General features: G+C 73.3%; 22 protein-coding genes. 10 read left to right on the top strand and 12 right to left on the bottom strand.

Annotated elements, in window-relative coordinates; genetic code table 11:
* Window positions 1-15: 15 nt before the first annotated feature.
* From DSM112329_RS13610 to DSM112329_RS13600, 3 genes are all read left to right on the top strand, one after another.
* Complete coding sequence (locus tag DSM112329_RS13610; RefSeq protein ID WP_354702367.1) at window positions 16-1,497, top strand: calcium-binding protein; 1,482 nt, start codon at window positions 16-18, stop codon at window positions 1,495-1,497.
* 121 nt (window positions 1,498-1,618) lie between these two features.
* Window positions 1,619-1,864: a hypothetical protein gene (locus DSM112329_RS13605; protein ID WP_354702366.1), complete on the top strand. Its 246-nt coding sequence runs from the start codon at window positions 1,619-1,621 to the stop codon at window positions 1,862-1,864.
* 108 nt (window positions 1,865-1,972) lie between these two features.
* Entirely contained in the window at window positions 1,973-2,854 is an 882-nt protein-coding gene (locus tag DSM112329_RS13600; protein ID WP_354702365.1) for a MurR/RpiR family transcriptional regulator, read from the top strand.
* Between the two features lie 15 nt (window positions 2,855-2,869).
* Here the strand turns inward: DSM112329_RS13600 and DSM112329_RS13595 are convergent, their stop codons facing one another.
* Window positions 2,870-5,083: a right-handed parallel beta-helix repeat-containing protein gene (locus DSM112329_RS13595; protein ID WP_354702364.1), complete on the bottom strand. Its 2,214-nt coding sequence runs from the start codon at window positions 5,081-5,083 to the stop codon at window positions 2,870-2,872.
* Between the two features lie 121 nt (window positions 5,084-5,204).
* On the opposite strand from DSM112329_RS13595, the gene pdxS reads away from it, so the two are divergent.
* Both pdxS and pdxT read left to right on the top strand, forming a co-directional pair.
* Entirely contained in the window at window positions 5,205-6,089 is an 885-nt protein-coding gene (gene pdxS, locus DSM112329_RS13590) for a pyridoxal 5'-phosphate synthase lyase subunit PdxS (RefSeq protein WP_354702363.1), read from the top strand.
* Complete coding sequence (pdxT, locus tag DSM112329_RS13585) at window positions 6,089-6,664, top strand: pyridoxal 5'-phosphate synthase glutaminase subunit PdxT (protein ID WP_354702362.1); 576 nt, start codon at window positions 6,089-6,091, stop codon at window positions 6,662-6,664. The genes pdxS and pdxT overlap by 1 nt, the downstream gene beginning before the upstream one ends.
* A 9-nt stretch (window positions 6,665-6,673) precedes the next feature.
* Here the strand turns inward: pdxT and DSM112329_RS13580 are convergent, their stop codons facing one another.
* Window positions 6,674-8,272 (bottom strand): hypothetical protein, encoded by a 1,599-nt coding sequence (locus DSM112329_RS13580; RefSeq protein ID WP_354702361.1) that lies wholly within the window; start codon window positions 8,270-8,272, stop codon window positions 6,674-6,676.
* Window positions 8,273-8,286: 14 nt separating this feature from the next.
* On the bottom strand, window positions 8,287-9,537 hold the full coding sequence (locus tag DSM112329_RS13575; RefSeq protein ID WP_354702360.1) for a glycosyltransferase: 1,251 nt from the start codon (window positions 9,535-9,537) through the stop codon (window positions 8,287-8,289).
* A gap of 25 nt (window positions 9,538-9,562) precedes the next feature.
* On the opposite strand from DSM112329_RS13575, the gene DSM112329_RS13570 reads away from it, so the two are divergent.
* Window positions 9,563-10,534 (top strand): glycosyltransferase family 2 protein, encoded by a 972-nt coding sequence (locus tag DSM112329_RS13570; protein ID WP_354702359.1) that lies wholly within the window; start codon window positions 9,563-9,565, stop codon window positions 10,532-10,534.
* Between the two features lie 140 nt (window positions 10,535-10,674).
* On the opposite strand, the gene DSM112329_RS13565 is transcribed toward DSM112329_RS13570, so the two are convergent.
* On the bottom strand, window positions 10,675-11,880 hold the full coding sequence (locus DSM112329_RS13565; protein WP_354702358.1) for a glycosyltransferase: 1,206 nt from the start codon (window positions 11,878-11,880) through the stop codon (window positions 10,675-10,677).
* Window positions 11,881-11,926: 46 nt separating this feature from the next.
* Here DSM112329_RS13565 and DSM112329_RS13560 point away from each other — a divergent pair, with 46 nt between their 5' ends.
* Together DSM112329_RS13560 and DSM112329_RS13555 are read left to right on the top strand one after the other, a co-directional pair.
* Window positions 11,927-12,826 (top strand): class I SAM-dependent methyltransferase, encoded by a 900-nt coding sequence (locus DSM112329_RS13560; RefSeq protein ID WP_354702357.1) that lies wholly within the window; start codon window positions 11,927-11,929, stop codon window positions 12,824-12,826.
* Window positions 12,827-13,071: 245 nt separating this feature from the next.
* Window positions 13,072-13,503 carry an RpiB/LacA/LacB family sugar-phosphate isomerase gene (locus DSM112329_RS13555; protein ID WP_354702356.1) on the top strand — a complete coding sequence of 144 codons (432 nt, stop codon included), beginning with the start codon at window positions 13,072-13,074 and terminating at the stop codon, window positions 13,501-13,503.
* 129 nt (window positions 13,504-13,632) lie between these two features.
* Here DSM112329_RS13555 and DSM112329_RS13550 read toward each other — a convergent pair whose 3' ends face one another.
* Entirely contained in the window at window positions 13,633-14,655 is a 1,023-nt protein-coding gene (locus tag DSM112329_RS13550) for an MBL fold metallo-hydrolase (protein WP_354702355.1), read from the bottom strand.
* Window positions 14,648-16,027 (bottom strand): phosphomannomutase/phosphoglucomutase, encoded by a 1,380-nt coding sequence (locus DSM112329_RS13545; protein WP_354702354.1) that lies wholly within the window; start codon window positions 16,025-16,027, stop codon window positions 14,648-14,650. Before DSM112329_RS13545 ends, DSM112329_RS13550 begins: the two co-directional genes overlap by 8 nt.
* Window positions 16,028-16,054: 27 nt before the next feature.
* On the opposite strand from DSM112329_RS13545, the gene DSM112329_RS13540 reads away from it, so the two are divergent.
* Window positions 16,055-16,681 (top strand): hypothetical protein, encoded by a 627-nt coding sequence (locus DSM112329_RS13540; RefSeq protein ID WP_354702353.1) that lies wholly within the window; start codon window positions 16,055-16,057, stop codon window positions 16,679-16,681.
* A gap of 60 nt (window positions 16,682-16,741) precedes the next feature.
* Here DSM112329_RS13540 and DSM112329_RS13535 read toward each other — a convergent pair whose 3' ends face one another.
* Genes DSM112329_RS13535 through DSM112329_RS13515 form a run of 5 tightly spaced genes read right to left on the bottom strand, consistent with a single transcriptional unit; the run spans window position 16,742 to window position 21,599 of the window.
* Complete coding sequence (locus DSM112329_RS13535; RefSeq protein ID WP_354702352.1) at window positions 16,742-17,515, bottom strand: methyltransferase domain-containing protein; 774 nt, start codon at window positions 17,513-17,515, stop codon at window positions 16,742-16,744.
* A gap of 17 nt (window positions 17,516-17,532) precedes the next feature.
* Window positions 17,533-19,092 (bottom strand): oligosaccharide flippase family protein, encoded by a 1,560-nt coding sequence (locus DSM112329_RS13530; RefSeq protein ID WP_354702351.1) that lies wholly within the window; start codon window positions 19,090-19,092, stop codon window positions 17,533-17,535.
* Window positions 19,089-19,997, bottom strand: a complete 909-nt coding sequence (locus DSM112329_RS13525) for a glycosyltransferase (protein WP_354702350.1) — start codon at window positions 19,995-19,997, stop codon at window positions 19,089-19,091. Before DSM112329_RS13525 ends, DSM112329_RS13530 begins: the two co-directional genes overlap by 4 nt.
* Before the next feature lie 4 nt (window positions 19,998-20,001).
* Window positions 20,002-20,781 carry a hypothetical protein gene (locus DSM112329_RS13520; RefSeq protein ID WP_354702349.1) on the bottom strand — a complete coding sequence of 260 codons (780 nt, stop codon included), beginning with the start codon at window positions 20,779-20,781 and terminating at the stop codon, window positions 20,002-20,004.
* On the bottom strand, window positions 20,778-21,599 hold the full coding sequence (locus DSM112329_RS13515; protein ID WP_354702348.1) for a class I SAM-dependent methyltransferase: 822 nt from the start codon (window positions 21,597-21,599) through the stop codon (window positions 20,778-20,780). Before DSM112329_RS13515 ends, DSM112329_RS13520 begins: the two co-directional genes overlap by 4 nt.
* A gap of 35 nt (window positions 21,600-21,634) precedes the next feature.
* On the opposite strand from DSM112329_RS13515, the gene DSM112329_RS13510 reads away from it, so the two are divergent.
* The gene (locus tag DSM112329_RS13510; protein WP_354702347.1) at window positions 21,635-22,405 is read left to right on the top strand and encodes a methyltransferase; all 771 of its coding nucleotides are present in this window, start codon (window positions 21,635-21,637) and stop codon (window positions 22,403-22,405) included.
* Between the two features lie 153 nt (window positions 22,406-22,558).
* Here the strand turns inward: DSM112329_RS13510 and DSM112329_RS13505 are convergent, their stop codons facing one another.
* Window positions 22,559-23,602, bottom strand: coding sequence for an SGNH hydrolase domain-containing protein (locus DSM112329_RS13505; RefSeq protein WP_354702346.1), 1,044 nt, complete (start codon window positions 23,600-23,602; stop codon window positions 22,559-22,561).
* Window positions 23,603-23,610 lie beyond the last annotated feature (8 nt).

The raw sequence follows: 23,610 nt of genomic DNA, 5'->3' as shown, positions 1-23,610 counted from the left end.
AAGGGGGACACCTTCGTGCGTACCGTTTTCAAGTCAGGCGCCACTGCGCGTCGCAACGCGATGGGGCTGGTGCTGCTCTGCGGCACGCTGCTCGCCATCATCCCGGCGAGCGCTTCTGCGTTCACGTCGGCGCCCGTCTGGAACTGCCGCGCCTCCGCGCTGTACGCATCCATCGCCGGGAACAACCGCGTCGAGCCGCTCGTCGCCAACGGCAACTCGAGCACTTCGGGCAACAAGAGCGCCGACCGCGCGCAGTGCGCCAGTGAAGAGGCCGGCGCCGACAGCCTCGCCACGCCGCTCGGCATCCCGGACAGCGTCGTGGGGGCGCAGACCGCAAGCGCGAAGACCACGATCGAGCCCGAGCTCGGACAGGCCATCGATCAGAAGGTCACCTCGGTCTCCCGCGTCGAGAACCTCAAGCTGCCGCTCGGCGGGACCACGGTCCTGATCGGCGTCGGCGCCGCGAACTCGACGGCGACCGGCGTCTGCGAGAACGGTCAGGCCAAGCTCGAGGGCACCAGCTCGATGGCCGACCTCACCCTCGGCGGCGTCCCGATCTCCCTCAACGGCCTGCTCGGCGGCCTGCAGCAGGTGCTGCAGCCGCTCGGCGTCCTCGTCGACGTGAAGTTCAACGAGCAGGTGCGCGAGAACGGCTCGCTGTTCGTCCGGGCGGCGCACATCAAGGTGCTGCGCGGCGACGGCACGAGCGCCCCGCTCGCCGACATCGTGATCGCTGAGAGCAAGGTGACGGGCGACGCCTCCACTTGCGACCCCAACGGCCAGATCCCGGGCCTCACCGGCAAGATCTGCCCGACCGGCTCCAACTACGACTCCATGAGCGGCTTCTGCATCATCCCGGCGGTCGTCGGCGGCAGCGGCATCATCGTGGTCGGTCGCCCGTTCCAGGGCCCCAGCGGCGGCACGGTCATCGGCCTCGCCGAGGCGATCAAGAAGTACGGTCGCCAGCCCTGCCTCGTGACGAGCTCCGGACCGAAGTACGCCGTCGTCGGCACGAACAAGGCGGACCGGATCACCGGCACCAACACCGCTGACCGGATCCTCGGCCTCGGCGGCAACGACTCGCTCGACGGCGGTCGCGCCAACGACTGCATGGAGGGCAACAACGGCAACGACACGTTCAACGGCGGCATCGGCGACGACCGCCTGCTCGGCGGCCTCGGCAACGACACCATGACCGGCGGCCTGGGCAAGGACAACATGGACGGCGGCGCCGGCAACGACAAGGTCAACGGCGGCTCGGGCGCGGACCGCATGGTCGGTGGCACGGGTGCGGACATCCTGAACGCGGGCTTCGGCGCCGACCGGGTGACCGCAGGCAGCGGCAACGACATCGTCAACGTCGCGGTGCAGGGTCCGACGGCCACGGTCGACTGCGGCTCCGGGCGGGACAAGATCCGCCTGAACCAGAACGAGAAGCGCAAGATCCGCAGCTGCGAGATCTCCTACGTCCTCGCGGACAACAAGATCCAGCGGTAGTCCCCGCGGACATCCGGTAGGACGCGGCCGGCGTCGCCCGAGAGGGGCGTGCCGGCCGCTGTCGTACCTGGGACCGCATGAACCCCGCCAGGCGCTTGACAGGGTCGGTTACGCTCGGACGATGCGATTCGACGATCCGAAGGATCCCGCGATGGTCCCGGTGCTCGAAGCGGGGGGTGGGGAGTCGGAGGGCTTCGAGATGGCGGAGGCGGAGCTGATCGAGCACGCCAGCCACGGCGATGACGCGGGGACCGCGCGCATCACGAGCCACGCCGAGCACTGGATCGAGGAGCGCCAGCCGGACGACTCGCAGTACGGCGAGGCCGACGGCGGCTCGCGGTCGCGCGCGTACGACGACCTCGCCTGACGCCGCCGAGCCGGTCCCGTCCAAGCGGCCCGGGCGGGGCCGCTAGCGCACATCGGTCGGCCGCGTTGAAGGAACGCGTGCATGCGGCGTCGAACATCGGGTTCGCCCATGAAGAGGACCGCAATCACCGCCCAGGCCGCGCCCCACGAGGCGCACGGCCACCAGACCCTTTCGGCCTACATCCAGGCCCGCTTCGACGAGTTCTCGCGCTCTCAGAAGGATGTCGCGCAGTACATCGTCGACCACCTGGACGAGGTCGCCTTCCAGACCGCGGAGGAGCTGGCCCGCCGGGCGAACACCTCGAGCTCGACGGTCGTGCGCTTCTCGCAGGCCCTCGGCTTCGAAGGCTTCCCGGAGCTGCAGGACTCCGCCCGCCAGGAGTACCGGCGCCGTTACACGGCGCCCGAGGGTGCTCGCGGCGCTGTCGTCGAGCCGCTGTTCAGCCTCGACCAGAACGAGTTCGAGACGGCGATCGCCTCCGACCACGTGAACGTCGAGGAGACGGCGCGGAAGGTGTCGCGCAGCGACGTGCAGGCCACGATCGACGCGATCACCTCGGCCGAGCGCGTCCTGATCGTCGGCACCGACCAGATGGCGTTCTTCGCCAGCTACCTGCGCCACCTGCTGATGCTGCTCGACCTGCGGGCCGAGATCGTCGCGTCGCCGTCGCAGGAGGCGCTCAGCCGCCTCGGCCGAATCGACGAGCAGACGCTGGTGATCGGCCTGAGCGCCGGCCGCCCGCACCCGCTCGTGGTCCGCGCGATGAAGCTCGCCCGCCACCGCAAGGCGCGCACCGTGGCCATCACGGACGCGACGCTGTCGGAAGTCGCGAAGCTCGCGTCAATCCGCCTGTACTACTCGTCCAACAGCCCGGCCTACGTCCGGTCCCACACGGCGCTGCTGTCGATCATCCAGGCGCTCGCCTACGGCGTGTACGCCCGCGACGCCAACCAGTACCAGGAGCGCATCAAGGCCTTCCGCCTGAAGTAGCCCGTTCCGGGCGGCTCAGCCGTTGACCCGGAACGTGGCGCCGTCCGCGTAGGGGCTCGCGCCCTTCGCGCTCGTGATGGTCACCACGCGGGTCCCGAGGCTCGCGCCGGGCGGGATCCGCACCAGGAGCGCATTCGCCGACAGCACCTCCACGTCGCGGGCGGCCACCCCGTCCACGGAAGCAGTGGTCGCACGGTCGAAGCCCGCACCCTGCACCAGCAGCTGCGCGCCGCGGGGCAGGAAGGCGGGGCTGGTCAGCCGCACCGACGGTCGATGGGCGGTGAGCAGCGCCCGGGTCCCGCCGCGAAGCCCGGCACCCGCCAGCAGGGCGCGCGGCAGGCCAGTGGGGCCCGGACGGTCCGCGATCGCGGTGGTGCCGGCCTCGTCGACGTCGACGGGCGCCGGGGCACATACCCATGCCTTCGACGGCTGCGCGAAGAAGTTGCCACGCAGGTGGAAGTGGCCGACCGGCGCGCATCCGCCCACGGCGTTCTGCGTGTTGCGGTACGCGGCGTTGCCCGTCAGCCGGACGTACGCCGCCCCTGCATCGAGGTAGTACGCGTTCAGGCCGACGCCGTCGAAGACGAGGTTGTCGGCGACGACGGTGCCGCCGTCGCGCGAGGTGCCCTGGGCGCCGTTGAGATAGATGGCGCCGCCATCAGGCTGCAGGACCTGCATGTAGGCGAAGACGAGGTTGCGCTCGATGCGCGTGTCCGAGAGGACGCTCGGCATCGCGCCGGGATTCTGTGCGTTCGTCCGCCATCCGCCCCAGCCGACGCTGATGGCCGAGTACGGCAGGTGGTCGAGCTGGTTGTTGGCGATCCGGGTCCCGCGCGCGTATGCGACCCAGATGCCGACGGCACCGCGGAACTCCGTGCCGACGTCGTGGACCCAGTTGTCCTCGATGCTGTTGTCCCGTGAGATCCCTGCGGCGCCGTCCTCCGCGGACGGCAGCGGGTCGGCCGTGTCGCCGAGCTGGACGGCGCTCCCGGAGATGTCGGTCAGCTCGTTGCCGGCGACAAGGTTCCCGGCTGCGCCGCGGCGCAGCCAGAGCCCGGCCGCACCCAGGTGGACGAACCGGTTGCCGACGAACCGGACCCGCTGGGGCGCGGTGAACACGACCGCGGCGGGGGTGACGTCCCATCCTCCGAACGGGCAGCGGCCGGCCGGGGTGATGGTCGCGCAGTAACCCTGGCTCTGCGCCGCGCCGGGCCCGTTCAGGGTGGTGTTCGCCTGCACCTCGACGAAGCCGTCCGGCCCGTCGGGCTTGCGCCAGGAGCTGTGCGCGAACGTGATGCCGCGGAAGTCGATGTCGTGGACGGGGGCGCGAGGGGTGCCGTCCCCGGTGACGAGCGTCTCGAGGACCGGGGCGATCAGCGTCTCGCGGGTCGGGACCGCACCAATCGGCGGGATCACATGGACGCGGCGCTCGTCCGTGTCGACGTAGAACTCACCGGGCGCGTCGAGCAGCTCAAGCGCGTTCTCCACGCGCGAGGGCGGCGGGATCAGCCCGGTCGACAGCCCGGCACCGGCCGGGCGGGTCGCGGGCGCGAGGTTCGCGAAGCACGGCTGATCGAGGGTGATGCGGACGCCGTCGATGCCCGCGATGCCGCAGCGCGGCTCCGACCAGGCGCCGTTCGCGCCCCGGAACACGAGCTCCATCAGCTCCGGGTGCTTCCAGCCGCGCATCCCGCCGGCAGGATCCTCGTAGCCGGCGAGGGTGCGGTTCATGATCGTCGGTGGTTTGCCGCCTGCGCGCACGAGGCGGCGATCGCCCAGGTACAGCTGCCGAGGGAGGGGGACGCCGGCCGGGAAGCCCGCCGACCAGACGCCGCCGGCGCCGGGCGTCAGCCGGTCGAGCACGCGGCCGCCGCTGAGGACGGGGGTGGCCCCTCGGGCCGCCGTCCAGCGCACGCGGTGACCGCGTCGCCCCGAGTCCCGGCGTCCGAGCGTGATCGGGGACCTCAGGTGGTAGGTCCCGTCGGCGAGGCGGATGGTGAGGCTGCGGCGCATCGTCGCCGTCCGCCCGCGGACGGCGCGCTGCGCGGTCTTCAGGCTGCACGGGCGGCGCGGGGTGCAGGCCTTGCCCCTCCCGCCGGGCGCCACGTCGAGGACACTCGCAGCGGGCGTGCGTGCGGCAGCATAGGCCGGTGACGGTTCGACGGTCGCCCCGAGCACGAGCGCGAGGAGCGTCGCGCACACCGTCATGACCACTCCCGGAACCCGCATGGGCACAAGGTTGCCAGGGTGCCGGGCGGGCGTCGAGGTTCGGCCGTTCCGGCGAGCCCCGCGGGCGCGGTTTGGACGGACCGGGCGCCGGGAATCCCGACCGCCCCGGTACACTTTCGGCATGCGCGACGAAGCCACCGCCCGGGTCAAGACCGGTCTCGCCGAGATGCTGAAGGGCGGCGTCATCATGGACGTCGTCGACGCCGCACAGGCCAAGATCGCTGAGGATGCCGGCGCCGTGGCGGTCATGGCGCTGGAGCGCGTGCCGTCCGACATCCGCCGCGACGGCGGCGTCGCGCGGATGAGCGACCCGGCCATGATCAAGGGCATCCAGGAGGCCGTGACCATCCCCGTGATGGCCAAGGCGCGCATCGGCCACTTCGCCGAGGCGCAGGTCCTGCAGGCGCTCGAGGTCGACTACATCGACGAGTCCGAGGTCCTCACGCCGGCCGACGAGGCCAACCACATCGACAAGTGGGCCTTCGAGGTCCCGTTCGTCTGCGGCGCGACCAACCTCGGTGAAGCGCTGCGCCGGATCGGCGAGGGCGCGGCCCTGATCCGCTCCAAGGGCGAGGCCGGCACCGGCGACATCGTGGAGGCCGTCCGCCACATGCGCTCGATCAACTCCGACATCCGCGCGCTCCGCGGCCTTGACGGCGGTGAGCTCGCGACCGCCGCCAAGCACCACCAGGCTCCGCTCGAGCTGATCCGCCTGACCGCCGAGCTCGGCGCGCTGCCCGTCCCGCTGTTCAGCGCGGGCGGCATCGCCACCCCGGCCGACGCATCGCTGATGATGCAGCTCGGGGCGCAGACGGTCTTCGTCGGGTCCGGCATCTTCAAGAGCGACGACCCCGAGGTCCGCGCCCGCGCGATCGTCGAGGCGACGACGCACTTCGGTGACGCGCTGCGGGTGGCGGAGGCCAGCACCGGCCTCGGCGCGGCGATGCAGTCCCTCGAGGCGCGCAAGCTCGAGAGCGGAGCCACGTTCGCCGGCCGCGGCTGGTAGTGGCAGGCCCGCTGGTCGGCGTTCTCGCCCTGCAGGGCGATTTCGGGGCCCACACCCGGATGCTCCGCGCCCTCGGCGCCGGCGTCCGGGAGGTGCGGGTCCCCGCCGACCTGGAGGGACTGCAGGGCCTGGTGATCCCGGGCGGGGAGTCGACGACCATGACCCTCGGCATCGCCCGGGAGGGGCTGGAGCGTCCGCTGCAGGACCTCGCTGCGTCAGACGTGCCGCTGCTCGGGACATGCGCCGGGCTGATCATGCTCGACCGGACCCACCTGGGGGTGCTGGACGTCACAGCGGAGCGCAATGCGTTCGGTCGCCAGATCCGCAGCTTCGAGGCCGACCTGGACCTCGCCGGCATCACCGACGAGTCCGGGCCGATGCGCGCGGTCTTCATCCGCGCGCCGTGGGTCGCCGAGCACGGTCCTGACGTCGAGGTCCTGGCCGCGGTCGACGGCCACGTGGTCGCGGTGCGTCAGGGCGACGTCGTGGCGGTGTCGTTCCACCCTGAGATCACGGGGGACGACCGGCTCCACGCCGCGTTCCTGGACCGCGTCCGGGCGCGGGCCGGCCGCTAGCCGGCCCTGTCAGGGACCGTAGGCGGGCTGGCGGCTCGGGTCGTACGGCCGGTAGTCGTCGTCGACCGTGCTGCTGGTCGGCGGCCGGGCGACGGTGGGGGCGGCCGGCGGTGTCGCCGTCCGCGCGGCCGGCGTTCCCACGCTGCGGGTGGCGGACGCGGGGCCAGTGGGTAGGGCGGCGGACGGGGACGGAGCGGCGTCGTCGCCGTTCGTCCGGGCGACCGTGGTCGACGTCGCCGGCGGCGGCTGCTCGGTCGTCGTGGACGGGCGCTGCGACTTCTTCTTGGTCGCCGGGGTGGGGGTGGTGGTCGTGGTCGTCGTCGTCGTCCGCGGCGGCGGAGTCGGAGCTGTGTCGTCCGGTGGCAGCTGCGTGGCGATCGCGGGCTTCAGGACCATGGCGGGGGCAGGATCCCCGCCGCCGAAGACCCCGGCGATGGCGAGCATCACGAGCACCGCGATCAGGATGGCGACGGCCGGCAGCAGCAGGCGATACACCGGTCCGTGGTCGGCTGCGGCACCGGCGTCCGCGGTGGCGACCTCCTCGGCCCGGCGCGGGATGCTGCGGCCGCCCCCGCTCGGGAGGCTGACCCGCGGCAGGCCGCGGCGGGCGCGGTACACGCGCGTCGGCGACTCGACGGGCACGCCGCCCGCCTCGAGCTCCGCCAGGACGGGGTCGCCGGGCGGGACGATCACCGCGTGGCGGTCCTCGTCCAGGGGCGCGTCGTCCTCTGGGAGCCCGGGCTCGTCGTCGGCGAGGGCGTCGTCGTACTCGTCCTCGTCCTCGTAGGGCTCGTGCAGGTCCTGCTCGGGCTCCGGCTCGGGCGACGCCGGCACGACCGGGTGCAGCGCCGTGGCGCCCGCGTCCGGGGCGTCGGCCGGCGTGAGCGACGACGGGACGCGGGCGTCGCTCGCGGGCTCGCCGTCGTCGCGGTCGGCCGCGCCGGTGTCCGGACCGGCCGACGACGCGCCGGGAGCGGCGGCGTGCCCTGCGGAAGAGGACTCCGGGTCCGGGAGAGCCGCGGGAGCCTGCTCGGCGAGCTGCGTTGCGAACGGCTCGGCGATCGGTGCCGCGGCCTGCATCGCCGCGATGACGTGTGCCGTGCGCTCGGGGCCGATCGGCCGTGCCGGCGGGCTGCGGTAGCCGCGCTCGGCCCGGCGGAACGCCGCCTCGACCTCGCGGGCCGCGGCCGACTTCTCCAGCAGGCGGGACAGGCGCTCGAGGTCGTCCGCCCCGAGCATCGAGTCCGCCCGCGCCGCGAGCAGGCCGGGGACCGCGGCGTAGGTCTCGGGGCTGGCACCGCGACCGAGCACGCGGAAGACGCCGCGGCTGTCGTTCGGGACGCGGGCCATGGACGCGGCGGCATGCCGGGTCGCGCCGAGCAGGAACGCGTCCGGGTCGGAGTCCCCGAGGTCGGAGACGGTCGCGACCAGTGCACGGAAGCGCGCGAACGCCTCGGCGATCGCGTGCGAAAGGACATCGGGCTCGCAGACGGCGTCGCAGAAAGCGAGCACGGCAGGGCCCCGCCGCGCCACGAGCGCTGCGAGCACGGCTGGATCGCCGTCGCGCACCCCTTCGGGCGTCACGGCTGCCTGCGGAGAACCGTCCATCGAAGCGATCAAATCTAGTCGGTCGGCGGTGAGGATGTTGGCGTGGCGGCTACAGCATCGCTCAGGGGGCGGACGCTCCCGAGCAGATCGCTGAGCCGTCCGGTCTCCGTTGCGACGTTCGCGAACGCACTGACATGCTCCCGGGCGGCGCGTCCCATCGCGGCCCGGCCGTCCGCGTCGGCCGCGAGGACCGCCACCAGGGCGGCAGCCAGCGCGCTCGCATCACCGGCCGGCACCACCCCGCCGAACCGCGGACGGACCAGCTCAGGCAGGCCCACGGCATCGCTGACGACGACGGGCACCTCCATCGCCATGGCCTCCTTCACGACGACCGGCATCGAGTCGCGGTCCCCGTCGGGGGCGATCACGCACGGCATCGCGAGGACGTCGGCGCGCTCGAGCGCGTCGCGGACCCCGTCGACCCCGACTGCTCCGGCGAAGCTGACCCGGCCGGCGATGCCCAGCCGTGCCGCGCGCGCCCGCAGGTCGGCGTCGAGCGGCCCGTCGCCGACGAGCACGAGCTCCGCGGCGTCCAGCGCCGGATGCGCCAGGGCATCGAGCAGGAGCGCGAAGCCCTTCTTGGGCACCAGGCGGCCGACCGCGACGATCCGCCGGCCGCCCGGGAGCGGCTGCGTCCGCCGGAAGCGCTCCGGGTCGACGCCCATGACGATGCGGTGCACGCCGGGCGCGTGGTCGGGACCGGCCAGCGCCTGCAGGTCGCGCACCGTGTAGTCGCAGCCGGAGGTGACGAAGGCAGCCGCCCGCAGCTTCTCCGGCAGGTTGGCCGGGGTGCGGTAGATGTCGTAGGCGTGCGCGGTCAGGGTCCACGGCCGGCCGAGGATGCGTCCGGCGCGCAGGGCACGCAGGGCAGGCGCGGTGGCGAAGTGCGCGTGGACGAGCGCACCCGAGCGCTGCAGCCGCACGATCGCAGGGGCGAGCGTGCGCAGCGGCGGGACGCTCTCCTCGCGGCGCCAGCGGCGGCGCGCGAGCAGGTCGGCGGCGCAGCGGACCGGGTGCCGGACGACGATCCGCGCCAGGGCCGCCAGGCGCGCGGACGTCGTCTCCTCCCACTGGACGCTCACCGGCAGGCCGGAGGTGTCGGGGCCGTCCCCGCGCGATCCGGCGCCGATCCGGACGGGATGCCCGAGCGCGGCCAGGTGCTGCGCCTCGGCCAGGACGAAGGTCTCCGAGACCGACGGGAAGGCGTCACACCAGATCTCGAGCGCGCGACGCGGGCGCGAGGGTGGGGCGGAGGCATGCGTCATCGGCGGCACGCATACCCTATCCCGCGTGCCGTCCGCCGCCGTGTCCGTCGTCGTCGTGTCGTGGAACACCGCGGCGCTGCTGGACACGTGCCTGCAGGCGCTCCGCGCCGATCACGAGAGTGGCCTGGCCGACGTCACGGTGGTCGACAACGACTCGGCCGACGGCTCGGCGGAACTGGTCGCCGAGCGGCATCCGTGGGTCCGCCTCGTCCGCGCGGGGGCGAACCTTGGGTACGGGCCTGCAATCAACCTGGGGGCCGCCCAGGACGCTCCCGGGCCGGCTCCGCGCTGGCTGGTCCCGGCGAACGCCGACGTCGCCGTCCACCCCGGGGCGCTGGCCCGCCTGGTGGCGACCGGCGACACGGACCCGGGCGTCGCCGTCGTCGCCCCGCGGCTGCTGCTCCCGGACGGCAGCACCCAGCACCACGTCCACCCGTTTCCGTCGCTGCGAACGCTCGCGGCGCTGCACCTGCCGGGCGCCGCGCGGGTCCTGCCGGCGGGACGCGTGCTCGAGGGCGCCTGGGACCCGGACCGGAGCGCCGACGTCGACTGGGCGCACGGGGCGCTGCTGCTGGTCCGCCGGGGCCCGTTCGACGCGATCGGCGGCTTCGACGCCGCGCAGTGGCTGTACGCCGAGGACGTGGACATCGCCTGGCGCCTGGCGCGCGCCGGATGGCGGACCCGGTACGAGCCCGGTGCGCGGGTGACGCACGCGGTCAGCGCAGCCGCCGAGCAGGCCTGGGCGGACGACGGCGCCCGCGAGGACCGCAAGCAGGCGGCGACCTACGCGTGGATGCGGTCGCGGTACGGACGGCGCCGTACGGCGGTGCTGGCGCTGGCGGGGTGGGCGAGCGCGCGGGGGCAGGCGCGGCGTGCGCCGGCAGGCTGGCGGCGGGATCGCGCGCTGGCGCATGCGGCCCGTCACGCGGCCGGCCTGCGGTCGCTCCGGCATGCGCCCGTCACCGTCGCGGCGTCCCCGACCACGACCGCCGAGTGACCCTCAGCCGAACCCTCCGCGGTTGCCGCTCGCGCCGTCCCCATCCGTCTGACGTCCAGTTCTGGTCGTCCTGACGACCAAAACCGGACGTCAGACCGTCGGTGGGGCGGCGCGGGACCGCGGCCGGCGCCTCTGAGCGGTCACTTGACGCGCTGACGGACGACCCGCTCGACCGCCTGCTGCACCGCATCGTCGAAGGACTCCTCCGCCAGCGCGGTGACCGTCTGCCGTGCTGCTGCGGTCAGCCGGGTCCGCAGGGACGGGTCCGCCGCCAGCTCGCGGACGCGCGCCGCCAGGTCCGACGGGCCCGCGTCGGGATCGAAGAGCAGGCTGTTCACGCCGTGGTGCATGTACTCGCCGGAGCCGCCGCGGCCGCTGCCGATCACGGGCAGCCCGACGGCCATCGCCTCGCTCGGGACCAGACCCCACGGCTCGCCCCAGGTCACCGGGAAGATCAGGGCGTCCGCCTCCGCCATCACGGCAGGGAGCTCGGTCCGGGGACGGCGGGCGACGAAGCGGACGCGGTCGGCCAGGCCCTGGTCCGCCGCGAGCGCGCGCAGGTCGTCCAGATGGGCGTCGTCCCCCGAGCCGACGACATCGAGCGTCGCCTCGTCGGGAAGGTCCTTGAGGGCACGGATCGCGATGGCCACGCCCTTGCGCTCGTCGATCCGCCCGAGGTAGAGCAGTCGCCAGCGCCAGGGGGGCCGCTCGCCGGCCCAGCGGAAGAGGTCGAGGTCGGGCCCGTGGTGGGCGACCTCATCGTCCGTCAGGTCGGGGAACGCCTCGCGCGCCCGGCCGCGGACCGTCTCACTGACGAAGACGTAGCTCATGTCGCGGCCGAGGAGCACGCGGGTGGGCAGGCCCGTCGCCCGGTCGACCACGCGGCCCAGACGCGGGCGTGACTTGAAGGCGCGCATCCAGCCGTCCACGTCCGGCCCGTACTGCAGCCAGTAGTCGCCCAGGACGGCGACCGACGGCAGCCCCCGCCGGCGCACCCGCTCGACCAGGCTGAAGGACATGCCGGCCATCGCCCACCAGACGACGACGTCCGGGTCGACCTCGCGCAGGGAGCGCTTCAGCGTGCGGCCGTTGGCCCGCTCCATGGCCAGCCGTTCGCGCGCGCTCAGGACCGGGAACTCGTGGTCGCGCCAGTACCAGCGCAGCGAGCGCTCCACTCCGCGCTCGCTCGCCTCGGTGAGCACGGCGCCGGGCAGCGCGACGTCGCTGGTCAGGACGTGCACGTCGTGCCCGAGCCCGCGGGCGTGCTCGACCCACGACTGCCAGACGAGCTCGGCGCCCCCGAGCTGCTGGGGCGGGTACATGTTCCCGATCGTCAGGATCCTCATCGCGCGGCCATCGCAGCGGACCTTACGTCACTAGGCTGCTCCCCCGATGACCGAGCGCGAGTGCATCGTCTGCGGGCAGGCCCCGCCGTTCCGCGAGCTGTACGCGCGCGACGGCTTCACGCTCGTCCGCTGCCCGTCCTGCACGCTCGTCTTCCAGGACCCGCCGCCCGGTCCGGAGCTGCTCGAGCAGGCGTACTACCACGACGCGGGCTTCGCCCAGGCGCTGCTGGGGGACCTGCGGGGGACGACGCTCGAGCGGGCGCGCGAGAAGCTGGGCCACCTGCGCGCGACGGGCGTCCTGCGTCCGGGTCTGCGGATCCTGGACGTGGGGGCGTCGTCCGGCGCGTGGCTCGAGGTCGCCGCCGAGGCCGGGATGACGGGGATCGGCGTGGAGCTGGGCGCGGCGACGGCGGCCGGCGCGCGTAAACGGGGGCTCGACGTCCGGACGGGCACCCTGGACGAGGTCCTTCCGTCGCTGGCCGGCGAGCGGTTCGACCTGATCAGCTTCTGGGACGTCCTCGAGCACCTGCCCGACCCGCGGCACGAACTGCGCCTCGCGGCCGGGCTGCTGGCGCCAGGTGGTCACGTCGCCGCGACGTTCCCGAACGTCGACGGCCTCTACCCGCGGCTGACCTACAGGCTGTTCGCGCGGCGGACCGGTGTCTGGGAGTACCCGGAGCTGCCGGTGCACCTCTACGACTTCTCTCCGCGGACCGCGCGCCGGCTCCTGCAGTCCCTCGACTACGACGTCGACGCCGTCCGGACCTTCGCCACGCCGTACGACTTCTACGAGTCGACGTCCCTCTCGCCGCAGCGGATCGGCCACGGCCGCAAGCGGCGGGCGCTGCGGGCGGGCTTCGACGTCGTCCACCGGATCGCCTACCCGGTCGCCCGCCGGACCGGCCGCGGCAACTCGCAGTTCGTCCTGGCCCACCGGGCGGGGTGACGCGCGTCGGCGGGCGACCGCCCCTGCGGGGCCGAACGTCCGTTTCCCCACGTGAGGGCGCGGGGAAACCGACGCTCGAATCGCGGGCGAGGAGGCGGTGCGGCCGAACGTCGGTTTCCCCGCGTCTGGGCGTGGGGAAACCGACGTTCGACCTCCGGGGGCCCGCGCAGTCGCCGCGCCGGCGACGCCACCCCGGTTGCCGGACGGACAGCGCGCCGGGACCGCCACGCGCCTACGCTCCACCGATGCGAATCGCTGTCGCTGCCGACGAGCGCACGGGCGTCGCCGACGTCCTGCTCGCCCTCCTCACCGCTCGCGGCCACGAGCTGCTCCCGCATGGCGCCCTGCGCGAGGGCGACCGCCCCGACTGGGCGTGGTGTGCGCAGGCGGCGGCACGGGACGTCGCCGAGGGACGCGCCGATCAGGCGATCGTCTGCTGCTGGACGGGGACGGGGGCGTCTATCGCGGCGAACAAGGTCGCGGGGATCCGGGCGGCGCTCTGCGGGGACGCGCCGACGGCCGCCGGCGCACGGGAGTGGAACGACGCCAACGTCCTGGCACTGAGCCTGCGCACGACGTCCGCGGCCGTCCTGGCGGAGATCCTGGACGCGTGGTTCGCCGGGACGCCGTCGACCGACCCGGCCGACGCCGCGAACATCGCCCGCGTGAGCCGCTGACTCGAGCCCATCGGCCACGTTCGGCCGCCCCGGCCCGCGCGAGCGCTCGCCGGCCGCCGCCCGACGCTGCGGGAGGGACCGTGGCCCCCGCGCAGGCACGACGTGCGTCAGGACACGCGGTCCCCGCGGTCAGGCCGGCCCGTAACGGACGACGCCCGCCGCGTCGGTCGCCTCGACGACCGTGCCGTCCGCCAGCAGCAGGTCCACGTGGCCCAGGATCTCCGACAGCGTCAGGTAGGCCTGCGTGACCGCGATGTTGCCCCACATCTCCGTGGCCAGCTCATACGCGGTCCGCGGCCCCTGGGAGATCAGGCCGCCGATCTTCTGCTTCCGGCGGTCGTGGGACCGGACGCGCGACGCCACGAGCGAGACGTGGTCGGTGATCGGGTCGCCGTGACCAGGTAGGACGAGCGAGAGGTCCATCTCCGCGGTCTGCGCCATCGACCGCAGGTAGGCGACGAGCGCCTGCGGCCGGTCGCCGACCGCGCCGGGGGCCGTGCTCGCGAGCGGACGGGCGATCAGCGGGTTGGAGGAGATGTGCGCGATCAGGTGGTCACCCGCGATCAGCAGCGACCGCTCCTCGTCGTGGAAGATCGTGTCCGACGGCGAGTGACCGGGCCGGTGCAGGACGCGCAGCGACCGCGCGGCGAAGTCCAACGTCGTCCCCGGCACCAGCGGCACCGTCGCGTCGACCCGCGTGCCCCACGCCCGGAACGCCATCGAGACGCTGCGCAGCGCCAGCACCATGTCGTCCGGGATGCCGTGTGCGCGCATCAGCATGCTGCTGAACGCGTCGTCGATCGTCGTCTGCTCGCCGTACGTCGCGAGCCACGGGACGAGCGCGTCCAGGCAGCAGACCTCCGCGCCGGACCGGTCCGCCAGGATCTGCGCGAGGCCGATGTGATCGATGTGCTGGTGGGTGAGAACGATCCGCTCGAGGTCCTCGACCCGGCGCCCGTGGGCGGCCAGCCCGGCCTCCAAGACCGTGAGCGCGGTGCCCGAGTTCGGCCCCGTGTCGACGAGCGTGAGCGGGTCGTCCTCGATCAGATAGCAGTTGACCCGCCCGACCGCGAACGGCGTCGGCACCGCGATCAGGTGGATGCCGGCGGCCGCCGCTGCCGCGATATCGCGCTCCCGCGTGGGATCAGGCACGGATGACGCCGAGCACCTCGTCGCGCTTTGCCTCCATGTCCGCCTGCGAGTTCAGGGACTCCAGGCAGAGGCGCAGCAGCGGCTCGGTGTTCGACATGCGTACGTTGAAGTGCCAGTCCTCGAAGTCGACCGAGACGCCGTCGACGTGGGTGACCACGGCGCCCGGCAGCGACCCGTAGGAGGCCTCGATCTCGGCCATCTTGGCCGGGCCGTCGGCGACGGTCGAGTTGATCTCGCCCGAGATGAAGTACTTCGCGCGCAGCGGTGCGAGCAGCTCTGAGAGCTTGGCGCCCTCGCTGGACAGCTTCTCGAGGATCAGCAGCGCGGGGATCGTGCCACTGTCGGCGCAGTGGAAGTCGCGGAAGTAGTAGTGGCCGGAGACCTCGCCGCCGAAGAGCGAGCCCTCGCGCTTCATACGGGTCTTGAAGAACGCGTGCCCGACGCGGTTGACCTCGGGCGTGCCGCCGGCCGCCGTGACGAGGTCGGCGACCACGCGGGAGGCGCGGGCGTCGTAGAGGATCGTCTCGCCGGGGGACTTGGCCAGCAGGTGCTGCGCGAGGATCGCCGTGAGGAAGTCGCCGTCGACGAACTCGCCGGTGTCGTCGATGAAGAAGCAGCGGTCGGCGTCGCCGTCCCACGCGATGCCCAGGTCGGCGCCGGACTCGCGCACCAGGTCGATGATGAACTGGCGGTTCTCGGGCAGCAGCGGGTTGGGCTCGTGGCCGGGGAAGTCGCCGTTCGGGACCCAGTAGGTCTCGTCGAGCTGCAGGCCGAGCTGGGTCAGCAGCGGGCCGACCATCGGCCCGGCCATGCCGTTGCCGCCGTCGACCGCGACCTTCAGCGGCTTGACGTTCGCCGGGTCGATGAACTTCAGGGCCGCCGCCTGGAACTCCTCGTAGAGGTCGACGTCCGTGACGGACCCGGGGGTGGCGGCGACGTCGCCGAGCCCGTCCTCGATGAGCTTCCGGATGTCCTGGATGCCCTCGTCGCCGCTGAGGGCGATCGCGCCCTGCTTGACGAGCTTCGCGCCCGTGTAGGCCTTCGGGTTGTGGGACGCGGTGCACATGAGCCCGCCGTCCAGGCCGCGGGAGCCGACCAGGTGGTAGAGCATCTCCGTGCCGACCTGGCCGCCGTCGACCACGTCCGCGCCCTCGTCGGTCATCCCGCGGCGGTACTCGCCGGCGAGCTCAGGCGCGGTCAAGCGCATGTCACGGCCCAGGCCGAGCGTCGTCTCGCTGACCGGCTTGCCGGCGAGCCCGGCGATGACGCGGGCGAACCCGCGGCCGATCGCGTAGGCCGTGTCCGGCCCGATCTGGTCGCCGTAGAGCCCGCGGATGTCGTAGGCCTTGAAGATCTCGGGGGGGACGCTCATGTTGCGCTGCATCCTATGCTCGCGACCGTGACGAGCGACGGCCTGCGGATACTCACGGTGGGCGACCGTTACCGCGCCGACGCGGCCACGGACGTCGGCGCGCGCCTGTGGCCGGCGCTCGTCGCCGCGCTACGTGGCCGCGGTGACACGGTCAGCATCCTCACCACCGACGACTCCGGCCCCGAGCTGGACGGAGTCGATCGCAGCCTGCACTGGTTCCGCGCGGCGGACGGGTCCTGGCGCCGTCCCGCTCGGCTGGAGGCGTCGCGCATCAGCCGGCGCGCGCTGCTGCGGCTGGGGGAGATCGAGCAGTCGTTCCGTCCCCAGGCGGTCGTCTGGGTCGCGCTCGGCGGGCTTCCACTGACGCTCGCGGGCGCCACGGGACTGCCCGAGCTGGCGTGCGTCCTGGACGACTGGCCGGTCTACGGGCCGCAGGTCGACCTGCGCGCCCGGCAGGAGGGGTGGGACCCGGCGGCCGTCACGGCCTGGACCTGCGGCGACGTCACGCTCCGGGACGCGGCCCTCACGGCGCTGGGCGACCGCGTCGACCCCGCGGCGGTGCACGTCGACCCGCCGGGCGACGCGGCAGGCTGGGCAGCAGCGGTGACGGCACGGCTCGACCTGGCGGTCGCGGCACGGCCCGCGCCAGGGTGACCGCTCCGTGCGACGCACAGCACGCATGTCGTGCTCTGCGTCGCAGGGAGACCGCCGGCGTCAGCGCGAGTCGAGGCGGCCCAGCGCGCCGGCGACCTTCGCCCGCACCGGCCGCACCCCGCGCGCCACGAGGTGCGCCGCCTTGACGCGCGCCTCCTTCAGCGCGAGCTCCTTCGGCGACGGGTTGAACTTCGCCCGGACCCGCGCGGCCAGCGCGTCGAGGTCGGGCAGCAGCTCGAACTCCTCGCGGGCTGCGATCTCGCCCTCCCAGAAGACGCCCAGCAGGTGGTCCTCCAGGCTCATCTGCTCCACCCACCGCGGGACGACGCGCACCCGCCAGTCCTGGTGCAGCATGTGGCTCTTGTGGCGGAAGACGAGGCCGGAGTCCCCGGGCTTGAGCTCCGGGTCGCGGTCGATCAGCCAGCGATGGTGCTCGTGGCCGAGGAACGGCCCCTGCCACTCGACGTTGTAGATCAGCTCGGCCTCGATCGTGGGGACCTCGACGTAGCCGGCCTTCGCGACCCGCGAGAGCTCGCGGCAGACGCCGATCGGGTCGCGGATGTCCTCGAGGGTGAGGACGCAGGTGGCGAAGTCGAACTGCTTGTCCTCGAAGGGCCACGGGTCACGGGCGCAGATGTCGGCGATGTGCCACGTGTCGGCGGAGAAGCGCTCCGGCCCCGACCCGTACGAGTAGCCGAGCGCCCCGCGCGTGGCGTGCGGGCGCACGTCGAGCACATGGTCGGCGCGGTGCAGCGGCGCCCCCCAGCCACCGACGTCGAGGACGACAAGGTCGTCGGGCAGGGCGTCGATCCGGGCGAGCGAGTCGGGCAGCACGCAGGGCACCCTAGCTCTCAGGCAGCGGGGACGGCGCCCGCCGGGCGGGGTCGCAGGTAGCCCAGGGCCTCGCGCAGCAGCGCGCGCTCGGCGATCACCGTCGCGACGAGCACGACGGCGGCGAACAGCGCCAGCTGCCCGAAGGCCATCCACGCGGTCCGCGGCCCGTCCGACAGCGCGCGGACGGCCAGGACGGCGGCCACGCCGGGCAGGACGGGGGTGACCGCGCGGACGGCGTGCGGCAGCAGCTTGAAGCCGCTGAACAGACGCTTGAGGTAATAGGTCCGGCAGACCAGCTGGGCGAGCATCATCGCCGCCATCCCGACCGCGAAGCCCTCCAGGCCGCCGAAGATCAGCAGCGGCAGCGTGATCGTCACGAACGCGACCGTCGAGACGGCGGACGTGACCGCGATCGGCTTGGTGTCGGCCCGCGCGCGGAAGTACGAGCTCCAGTTGAAGCCGAGGTGGTTGACCGCGGCGATCAGCCCGAAGGCCTGCAGGAGCGGGATCGCGTCGCGCCAGCGCTCGCCGATCCCGAAGCGGACGAGGTCCTCCGCGAACAGCGCGAGGCCGACGCCGAACGGCATCGCCCACATCAGCGCGAGCCGGTTGGACTTCACGAACGACTCGAACAGCACGTCCGTCCGGTCCGCCACGCGGCAGATCGCGGGGTAGAGCGTGCCGCTGACGATGGCGTCGACCCGGTCGGCGAACTGGATGACGGTCGACGCCAGCGCCACGACGCCGGCACCGGCGACGCCCAGGGTCGCCGACGTGGCGATGATCGACCCCTGCGCCACGATCAGCCCGGCCATCGACGCAGCCAGGATCGGGAGCGAGAACGACACGTACTCGCGGACGACGGCGCCGTCGAGGACCCAGCGCAGCTTGTAGGGCGAGGTGACGACGGCCAGCAGCGAGGTCGCCCACGCACCGGCCAGCAGCCCGCCGACGAGCGCCCAGTAGCCGGCCCCGCTTGCGGCCAGGCCGACGGCGACGATGAAGCCGACGATCGGGTCCGCGGAGCTCAGCAGCCGCTGCTTGAAGTAGTCCATCCGCCGGTACCAGATCCACAGCGGCGCCTGGAGCGCGAGCGCCGGGATCGCAAGCAGGCCGACGAAGCCGACGGGGACGATCTCCCACCGGCCGTAGGCCCAGGCGACGAGCGGGATCGCGATCCCGATGACGATCGTGACCGCGGTGGTCATGATCAGCTCGATCGTGAACGCCCGCTGGAACGCGCGTTCCTGGTCCATGTCCGCCTGCTGGATGTACTTGTCGCTGACGCCGACCTCCTTCAGGAAGACGAGCGTCCCGAACGAGGTGACGAGCACCGCCCAGATGCCGTAGTCGTCCTGGGTGAGGAAGCGAGCCAGGACGAACCCGCGGATCAGGCCCAGCGCGGTCAGCGAGATGAGGAAGACGCCGTTGATGAGCGTTCCGCGGGCCGCACGGCGGCGCAGGTCGGGCCCGCCGGAGTTCGGGTCCGGAGCGACGTCCTCGGGGACCTCGAGCGTGCCGTGGGGCTCGATCGGCTCGGGCGGGCCGGTGAGGTCGACCTCGTCGGACCCGCTCACGACGTCTCCCAGCCCCGGAAGAACGCGTTTGCCAGCGTCGCCTTCCAGTGCGCGCGGGCCGCGGCGTGGACACGCGGGCCGACGACCGGCACCCGCTCGGGGACGACGTCCGCCAGCCGCGCGGCGCGGGCCGACGTCGCCACGCCGCGCCAGTCGCGCAGCGCATCGTGGAAGTACGGCCGCACGTCCGGGTGCTTGGCGACCATCGCCCGCTCGGCCGGGGCGGCCGCGACCATCCGCCGCTCCCAGGCCGGGATGCTCGTGGGGTGCAGGTGCTGCGCGCCGATGCCCGGCTCGTACATCAGCCGCAGGCCGTGGGCGGCCATCCGCAGGCCGATCTCGAGGTCCTCGTAGCCGAAGGTGAAGGACTCGTCGAACCCGTCGACCTTCTCCAGCAGCGTGCGCTTGAACGAGACGTTCGACGTGTAGAGGCGGCCCCAGCCCGCGTCGCCGGCCTGCATGTGCGCGTAGTCGAACTGCGCCCCCTCCTCGAGGAAGCGCATGAACGGGGTGACGCGCAGCTCGTCCGCCCAGCGCACGTTCCCGAGCACGCCAACTGCGTGGTCCGTCCAGCGCGCGTGGGCCGCCAGGTGGGCGTCGACGAGCCCGGGGTCCGCGAAGATGTCGTCGCCGAGGAACAGCACGATCGGGGCCTGCGCAGCGCGCCAGCCGGCGTTGCGCGCGGCGGCCACGCCCGGCGCGTGGCGGTGCAGGATGCGCACCGGGAACGGCCGGTGCCCGGCGTCGACCGCGGCGGCGACGGCCGCCGTGTCGTCGTCCTGGGCGTCGTCGACGACGATCAGCTCCAGGCGCCCGTCCGCCTGACGGTGCAGGTGATCGAGTGTCCGGCGCAGGACGGGGGCACGGCGGTAGGTCGGGATGACGACCGAGACCGCCGGCGCCATCGGCTCAGGCGCGGTGGAAGACGTACGCGCAGTCCTCGAAGTCCGCGAGCCCGCGCCAGCGGCCGTGCTGCTCGGCGAACGCGACGACGAACCCGAGCTCGTCGAGCTTCGCGCGCAGGTCCGCGTCGGTGATGCCCCACTGCCACACGTCGTGGACGTCGCGCCACGGTCGCCCGCGCTTGGGGTTGACCTCGTCCAGGCGGTCGAACAGCCCGTCGATGTTGTCCTGCGGCGGGACGGCCTGGCGGTAGCGCTCCTCGCCGAGGTCCAGCAGCCGGACGGTGTCGCCGGTGCCGTGCGGCAGATCCGCGGGCGACCACATCGGGTTCACGATCGCGAACGCCTGGGCGTGCTGGGCGTAGCGGCGCAGGATCTCGTCCCAGTCGGGGTTCACCTGGTGCAGCAGGACATCGAACAGCAGCACGACGCCGATGGGCCCGACGTCGGCTGGGGTCCGCTCGAGGCCGAAGTTCTGCTCCAGCAGCTGGAACTGCGGGAACGCGGCCGCCCGCTCGCGGACGCCGGCGGTGATGTCGTCGTCGACGAGGACGGCCCGCTCGGGGGCGTGGTTCTCGAGCGCGTGGAAGCTGTAGCCGGCCTCGACCGCCCAGACGCCGCCGAGGTCGGCGACGGACTCGACGGCGGGCAGCGCGAACGCCTCGTCGATGGTCTTCAGCTTGAGCGGGACGAGCGGCGGGCGCCAGGGACCGTCCGCGCCCGGGGTCGGGTCACCGCTGCCGCCGCCGAGCCGCCGCTTGAGGGCGTCGAGCACGCGGGGGCTCATGCGCCGACGACCTTCGAGTGGGCCCAGGCCTGCGGGTCGCCGCGGTGCGTGGCGGCGAGCAGGCGACGGCCCTCGCGGTTCATGAGGACGGCCTTGGAGGGCTTGACGATGGGGTGTCCACCGCCACGGGGCAGGCGGACCGGCGTCGGCTTCGTGACCGGCGCCAGGCCCGCGGACCGCAGCATCTTGTCGTAGGCGGCGATGTTCGGCATCCACCACCACGGCCGTCCGTCGCCGTCGAACGTCGCCATCGCCCGCCGCGGGAACAGGAGCGACATCGTCGGGTCGATCGCGTCCATCGTGCAGACGATCCCGCCCGGGGCGCAGACCGACCGCAGCTTCTCGAGCGCGCGGATCGGGTCGCGCAGGTGCAGCAGCAGGCTGCCCATGAAGACGAAGTCGAACGTCCCGACCTCGGCCGCGTCGAGGTCGTACACCGAGCACTCGCGGTACTGCGCGGAGGACCCGAACGCGTCGGACGCGATGTCGAATCCGGCACCGCCCTGCTTGCGGTCCTCGAGCAGCTTGACGAGCTCGTCGCCGGCGGTGATCGGCCAGTCCCAGGCACGCGGGTCGACGATGTCGACGGCGAGCACCTCAGCAGCGCCGCGACGCTCCATCTCGAACGCCCAGAACCCGTCGAACGTCCCGACGTCCAGGCAGCGCTTCCCGGCCAGGGAGGACGGCAGCACCTGGGGTGCGACGGTGCGCAGGTCGAACCAGCCGGGGGTCACCACGCCGGGTGCGAGCTCCAGGGTGTGGTACCACTGCGGCCGTGCCCCGACGCGCTCTCGGATCTCTTCCAATGCGAGCGCCATATGGCCTGACACCCTAGACACCGGCGTCCTTCTCTGTGGCTCTCCTGCGCTCGACCATCGACCCTGACCGCGAAGCGGCCGACCTGCGTGCGTACCTCGGCGACGCGTACGACCACGAGCGCCTCGTCCACTACGAGGCACAGCTCGAGACCGAGCTCGCGGACATCGGCGACGAGCAGGCGCTGTACCGCCGATCGGTCGGCTACCTCTACAACCTGACGGCGTTCGCGATGACCGGGACGAAGGACCCGTACCGCGAGTGGATCGACGCCGCGCTGCCGGCCGGCGGGCGTCTGGTGGACGTCGGCTGCGGCATCGGGGCCGACGGCCTCGCGCTGATGCGCGGGGGTGGCCACCAGGTGACGTTCGCCGACTTCGACAACCCGAGCGTCGCCTACCTGCGCACCCGCTTGGCCGCGCTCGGCGAGGCCGGTGCCGCCGCGCGGATCGTCGACCTGGACCGGGAGTCGCTGCCGGACGGGCACGACCTGGCCTACGCCTTCGACGTCCTGGAGCACGTCGAGGAGCCGTTCGCGCTGCTGGCCTCGATGGAGGCGGCCGCGGACCTCGTCCTGGTCAACCTGCTGGAGCCCGAGCCAGGGGAGACCGCGCTGCACCACGAGCTGCCGGTGCGCGACCTGCTGGATCACGCGACGGCCCGCGGCCTCGTCCGCTACCGGCGCTTCCACGGCGGCCGCTCGCACCTGGTGCTCTACCGCGGCGGTGCGCCTGCCCAGTCGCTCGGCCTGGCCGCGCGGCTGCGCAGCCGTGCCGTCCGGCTGCGGGGAGCCCGCGCGACCGGGTGACGGCGGCAGGTCCGTGCGGCCGGGGTCACAGCGTCGGGGACCTTGCGCGCTGGTGCATGTATGACGTGCGCTGGGACGCGAGGTCCCGGATCGCCGCGGTTCGCCTGGCCGGCCACCCGTCCCACGCCCCGCTCCCGAGAACCCGACTCGCGCTCAGCGGCGCAGCGCCGGCCAGCTCTCCATGAGCTTGTCGACCCGCTGCAGCAGGTAGGGCCCGAGGGTCGTGCTGTAGGTCGTCGTCATGTGGGTGACGTCCCGCAGGATCAGCGCGCCACCGCTGACCGGGGGGCACATCCGCTTGCGGCAGAAGAACGTCCCGAGGTCGGCGACCTGGACCTGCGGCGTGTCGATGATCCGCGCGGCCTCGACCGCCGGGTCCGAGCGCAGCGCGTAGGAGCTCTTCAGCGCGCAGGCCTCGCCGGGCGGGACCCGCGCGTCGATCGCGCCCTGCACGCAGGCGATGGTGGTGCTCGAGATCCGGGGTGTGTCGCGGATGACGACGATCTGCCGGACGTTGTTCGACAGCAGGCCCTGCCACGCCTTGATGTAGCCCTTGTGCCGCGCCGCGTTCTGCGACACGCCCTTGCGCGGGATGACGGTGCCGCGGTGCTGCGAGGTGAACACCACGTCGATCTCGGGGTGGGCGGCCATCCAGGCCTGGACGGCCTTGTTGAAGTTCATGCAGCCGCTGATGCGATCGGGGCTCGGCAGGTTCGGCCGCGCGAGCGTCAGGGGGCAGCCGGCGCGCTGGATCGAGATCGCCCGCCACGTGTGCTTGGCCAGGACGGTGTCGAGCGCGTTGCGCCAGTGGGCGGCGTGGCTGTCCCCGAGCAGTGCGACGGTCCTCGTCGCCTCCCGCGGGGTGGCGCCGAAGAAGCAGATGTCGAGCAGCCCGGCTGCCGCCGATTCGCGGTGGTCGCAGCCCTGGGTCTTCTGCAGGGCGCGGGCCTCGCGGGGGAGCGGGTAGACCGTGAGCGCGAGCCCGGGGTTCGAGCAGGGCTTGTTCGGGTCGACCGCGGCGGCGCCGAAGCACGGCTGCCCGAGGGGGGACTGCGGGTCGCCCTGAGCCGGGAACGACGGAGCCGGCGCCGGCTCCTGCGCCGGGGCCTGCCCGGAGATCGCCAGGGCGGTCGCGGCCAGGACGCCGCCGGCGAGCGCAGAGAGGCGACGACGGTGGCGGGGTCCGGGTCGGCGCACGGCGGCGA

The sequence above is a fragment of the Paraconexibacter sp. AEG42_29 genome, from assembly GCF_040581415.1.
GTDB lineage: Bacteria > Actinomycetota > Thermoleophilia > Solirubrobacterales > Solirubrobacteraceae > Paraconexibacter.
This window is presented reverse-complemented; position numbering and strand designations above follow the sequence as displayed.

What these genes read in the sequence shown, in the direction of transcription:
- DSM112329_RS13545 (WP_354702354.1), bottom strand. Translation starts at nt 16,027, where the DNA reads ATGAGCGTCCCCCCCGAGATCTTCAAGGCCTACGACATCCGCGGGCTC.
- DSM112329_RS13525 (WP_354702350.1), bottom strand. Translation starts at nt 19,997, where the DNA reads ATGGCGCCGGCGGTCTCGGTCGTCATCCCGACCTACCGCCGTGCCCCC.
- DSM112329_RS13555 (WP_354702356.1), top strand. Translation starts at nt 13,072, where the DNA reads ATGCGAATCGCTGTCGCTGCCGACGAGCGCACGGGCGTCGCCGACGTC.
- DSM112329_RS13520 (WP_354702349.1), bottom strand. Translation starts at nt 20,781, where the DNA reads ATGAGCCCCCGCGTGCTCGACGCCCTCAAGCGGCGGCTCGGCGGCGGC.
- DSM112329_RS13595 (WP_354702364.1), bottom strand. Translation starts at nt 5,083, where the DNA reads ATGCGGGTTCCGGGAGTGGTCATGACGGTGTGCGCGACGCTCCTCGCG.
- DSM112329_RS13580 (WP_354702361.1), bottom strand. Translation starts at nt 8,272, where the DNA reads ATGGACGGTTCTCCGCAGGCAGCCGTGACGCCCGAAGGGGTGCGCGAC.
- DSM112329_RS13575 (WP_354702360.1), bottom strand. Translation starts at nt 9,537, where the DNA reads ATGACGCATGCCTCCGCCCCACCCTCGCGCCCGCGTCGCGCGCTCGAG.
- DSM112329_RS13600 (WP_354702365.1), top strand. Translation starts at nt 1,973, where the DNA reads ATGAAGAGGACCGCAATCACCGCCCAGGCCGCGCCCCACGAGGCGCAC.
- DSM112329_RS13560 (WP_354702357.1), top strand. Translation starts at nt 11,927, where the DNA reads ATGACCGAGCGCGAGTGCATCGTCTGCGGGCAGGCCCCGCCGTTCCGC.
- DSM112329_RS13565 (WP_354702358.1), bottom strand. Translation starts at nt 11,880, where the DNA reads ATGAGGATCCTGACGATCGGGAACATGTACCCGCCCCAGCAGCTCGGG.
- DSM112329_RS13605 (WP_354702366.1), top strand. Translation starts at nt 1,619, where the DNA reads ATGCGATTCGACGATCCGAAGGATCCCGCGATGGTCCCGGTGCTCGAA.
- DSM112329_RS13515 (WP_354702348.1), bottom strand. Translation starts at nt 21,599, where the DNA reads ATGGCGCTCGCATTGGAAGAGATCCGAGAGCGCGTCGGGGCACGGCCG.
- pdxS (WP_354702363.1), top strand. Translation starts at nt 5,205, where the DNA reads ATGCGCGACGAAGCCACCGCCCGGGTCAAGACCGGTCTCGCCGAGATG.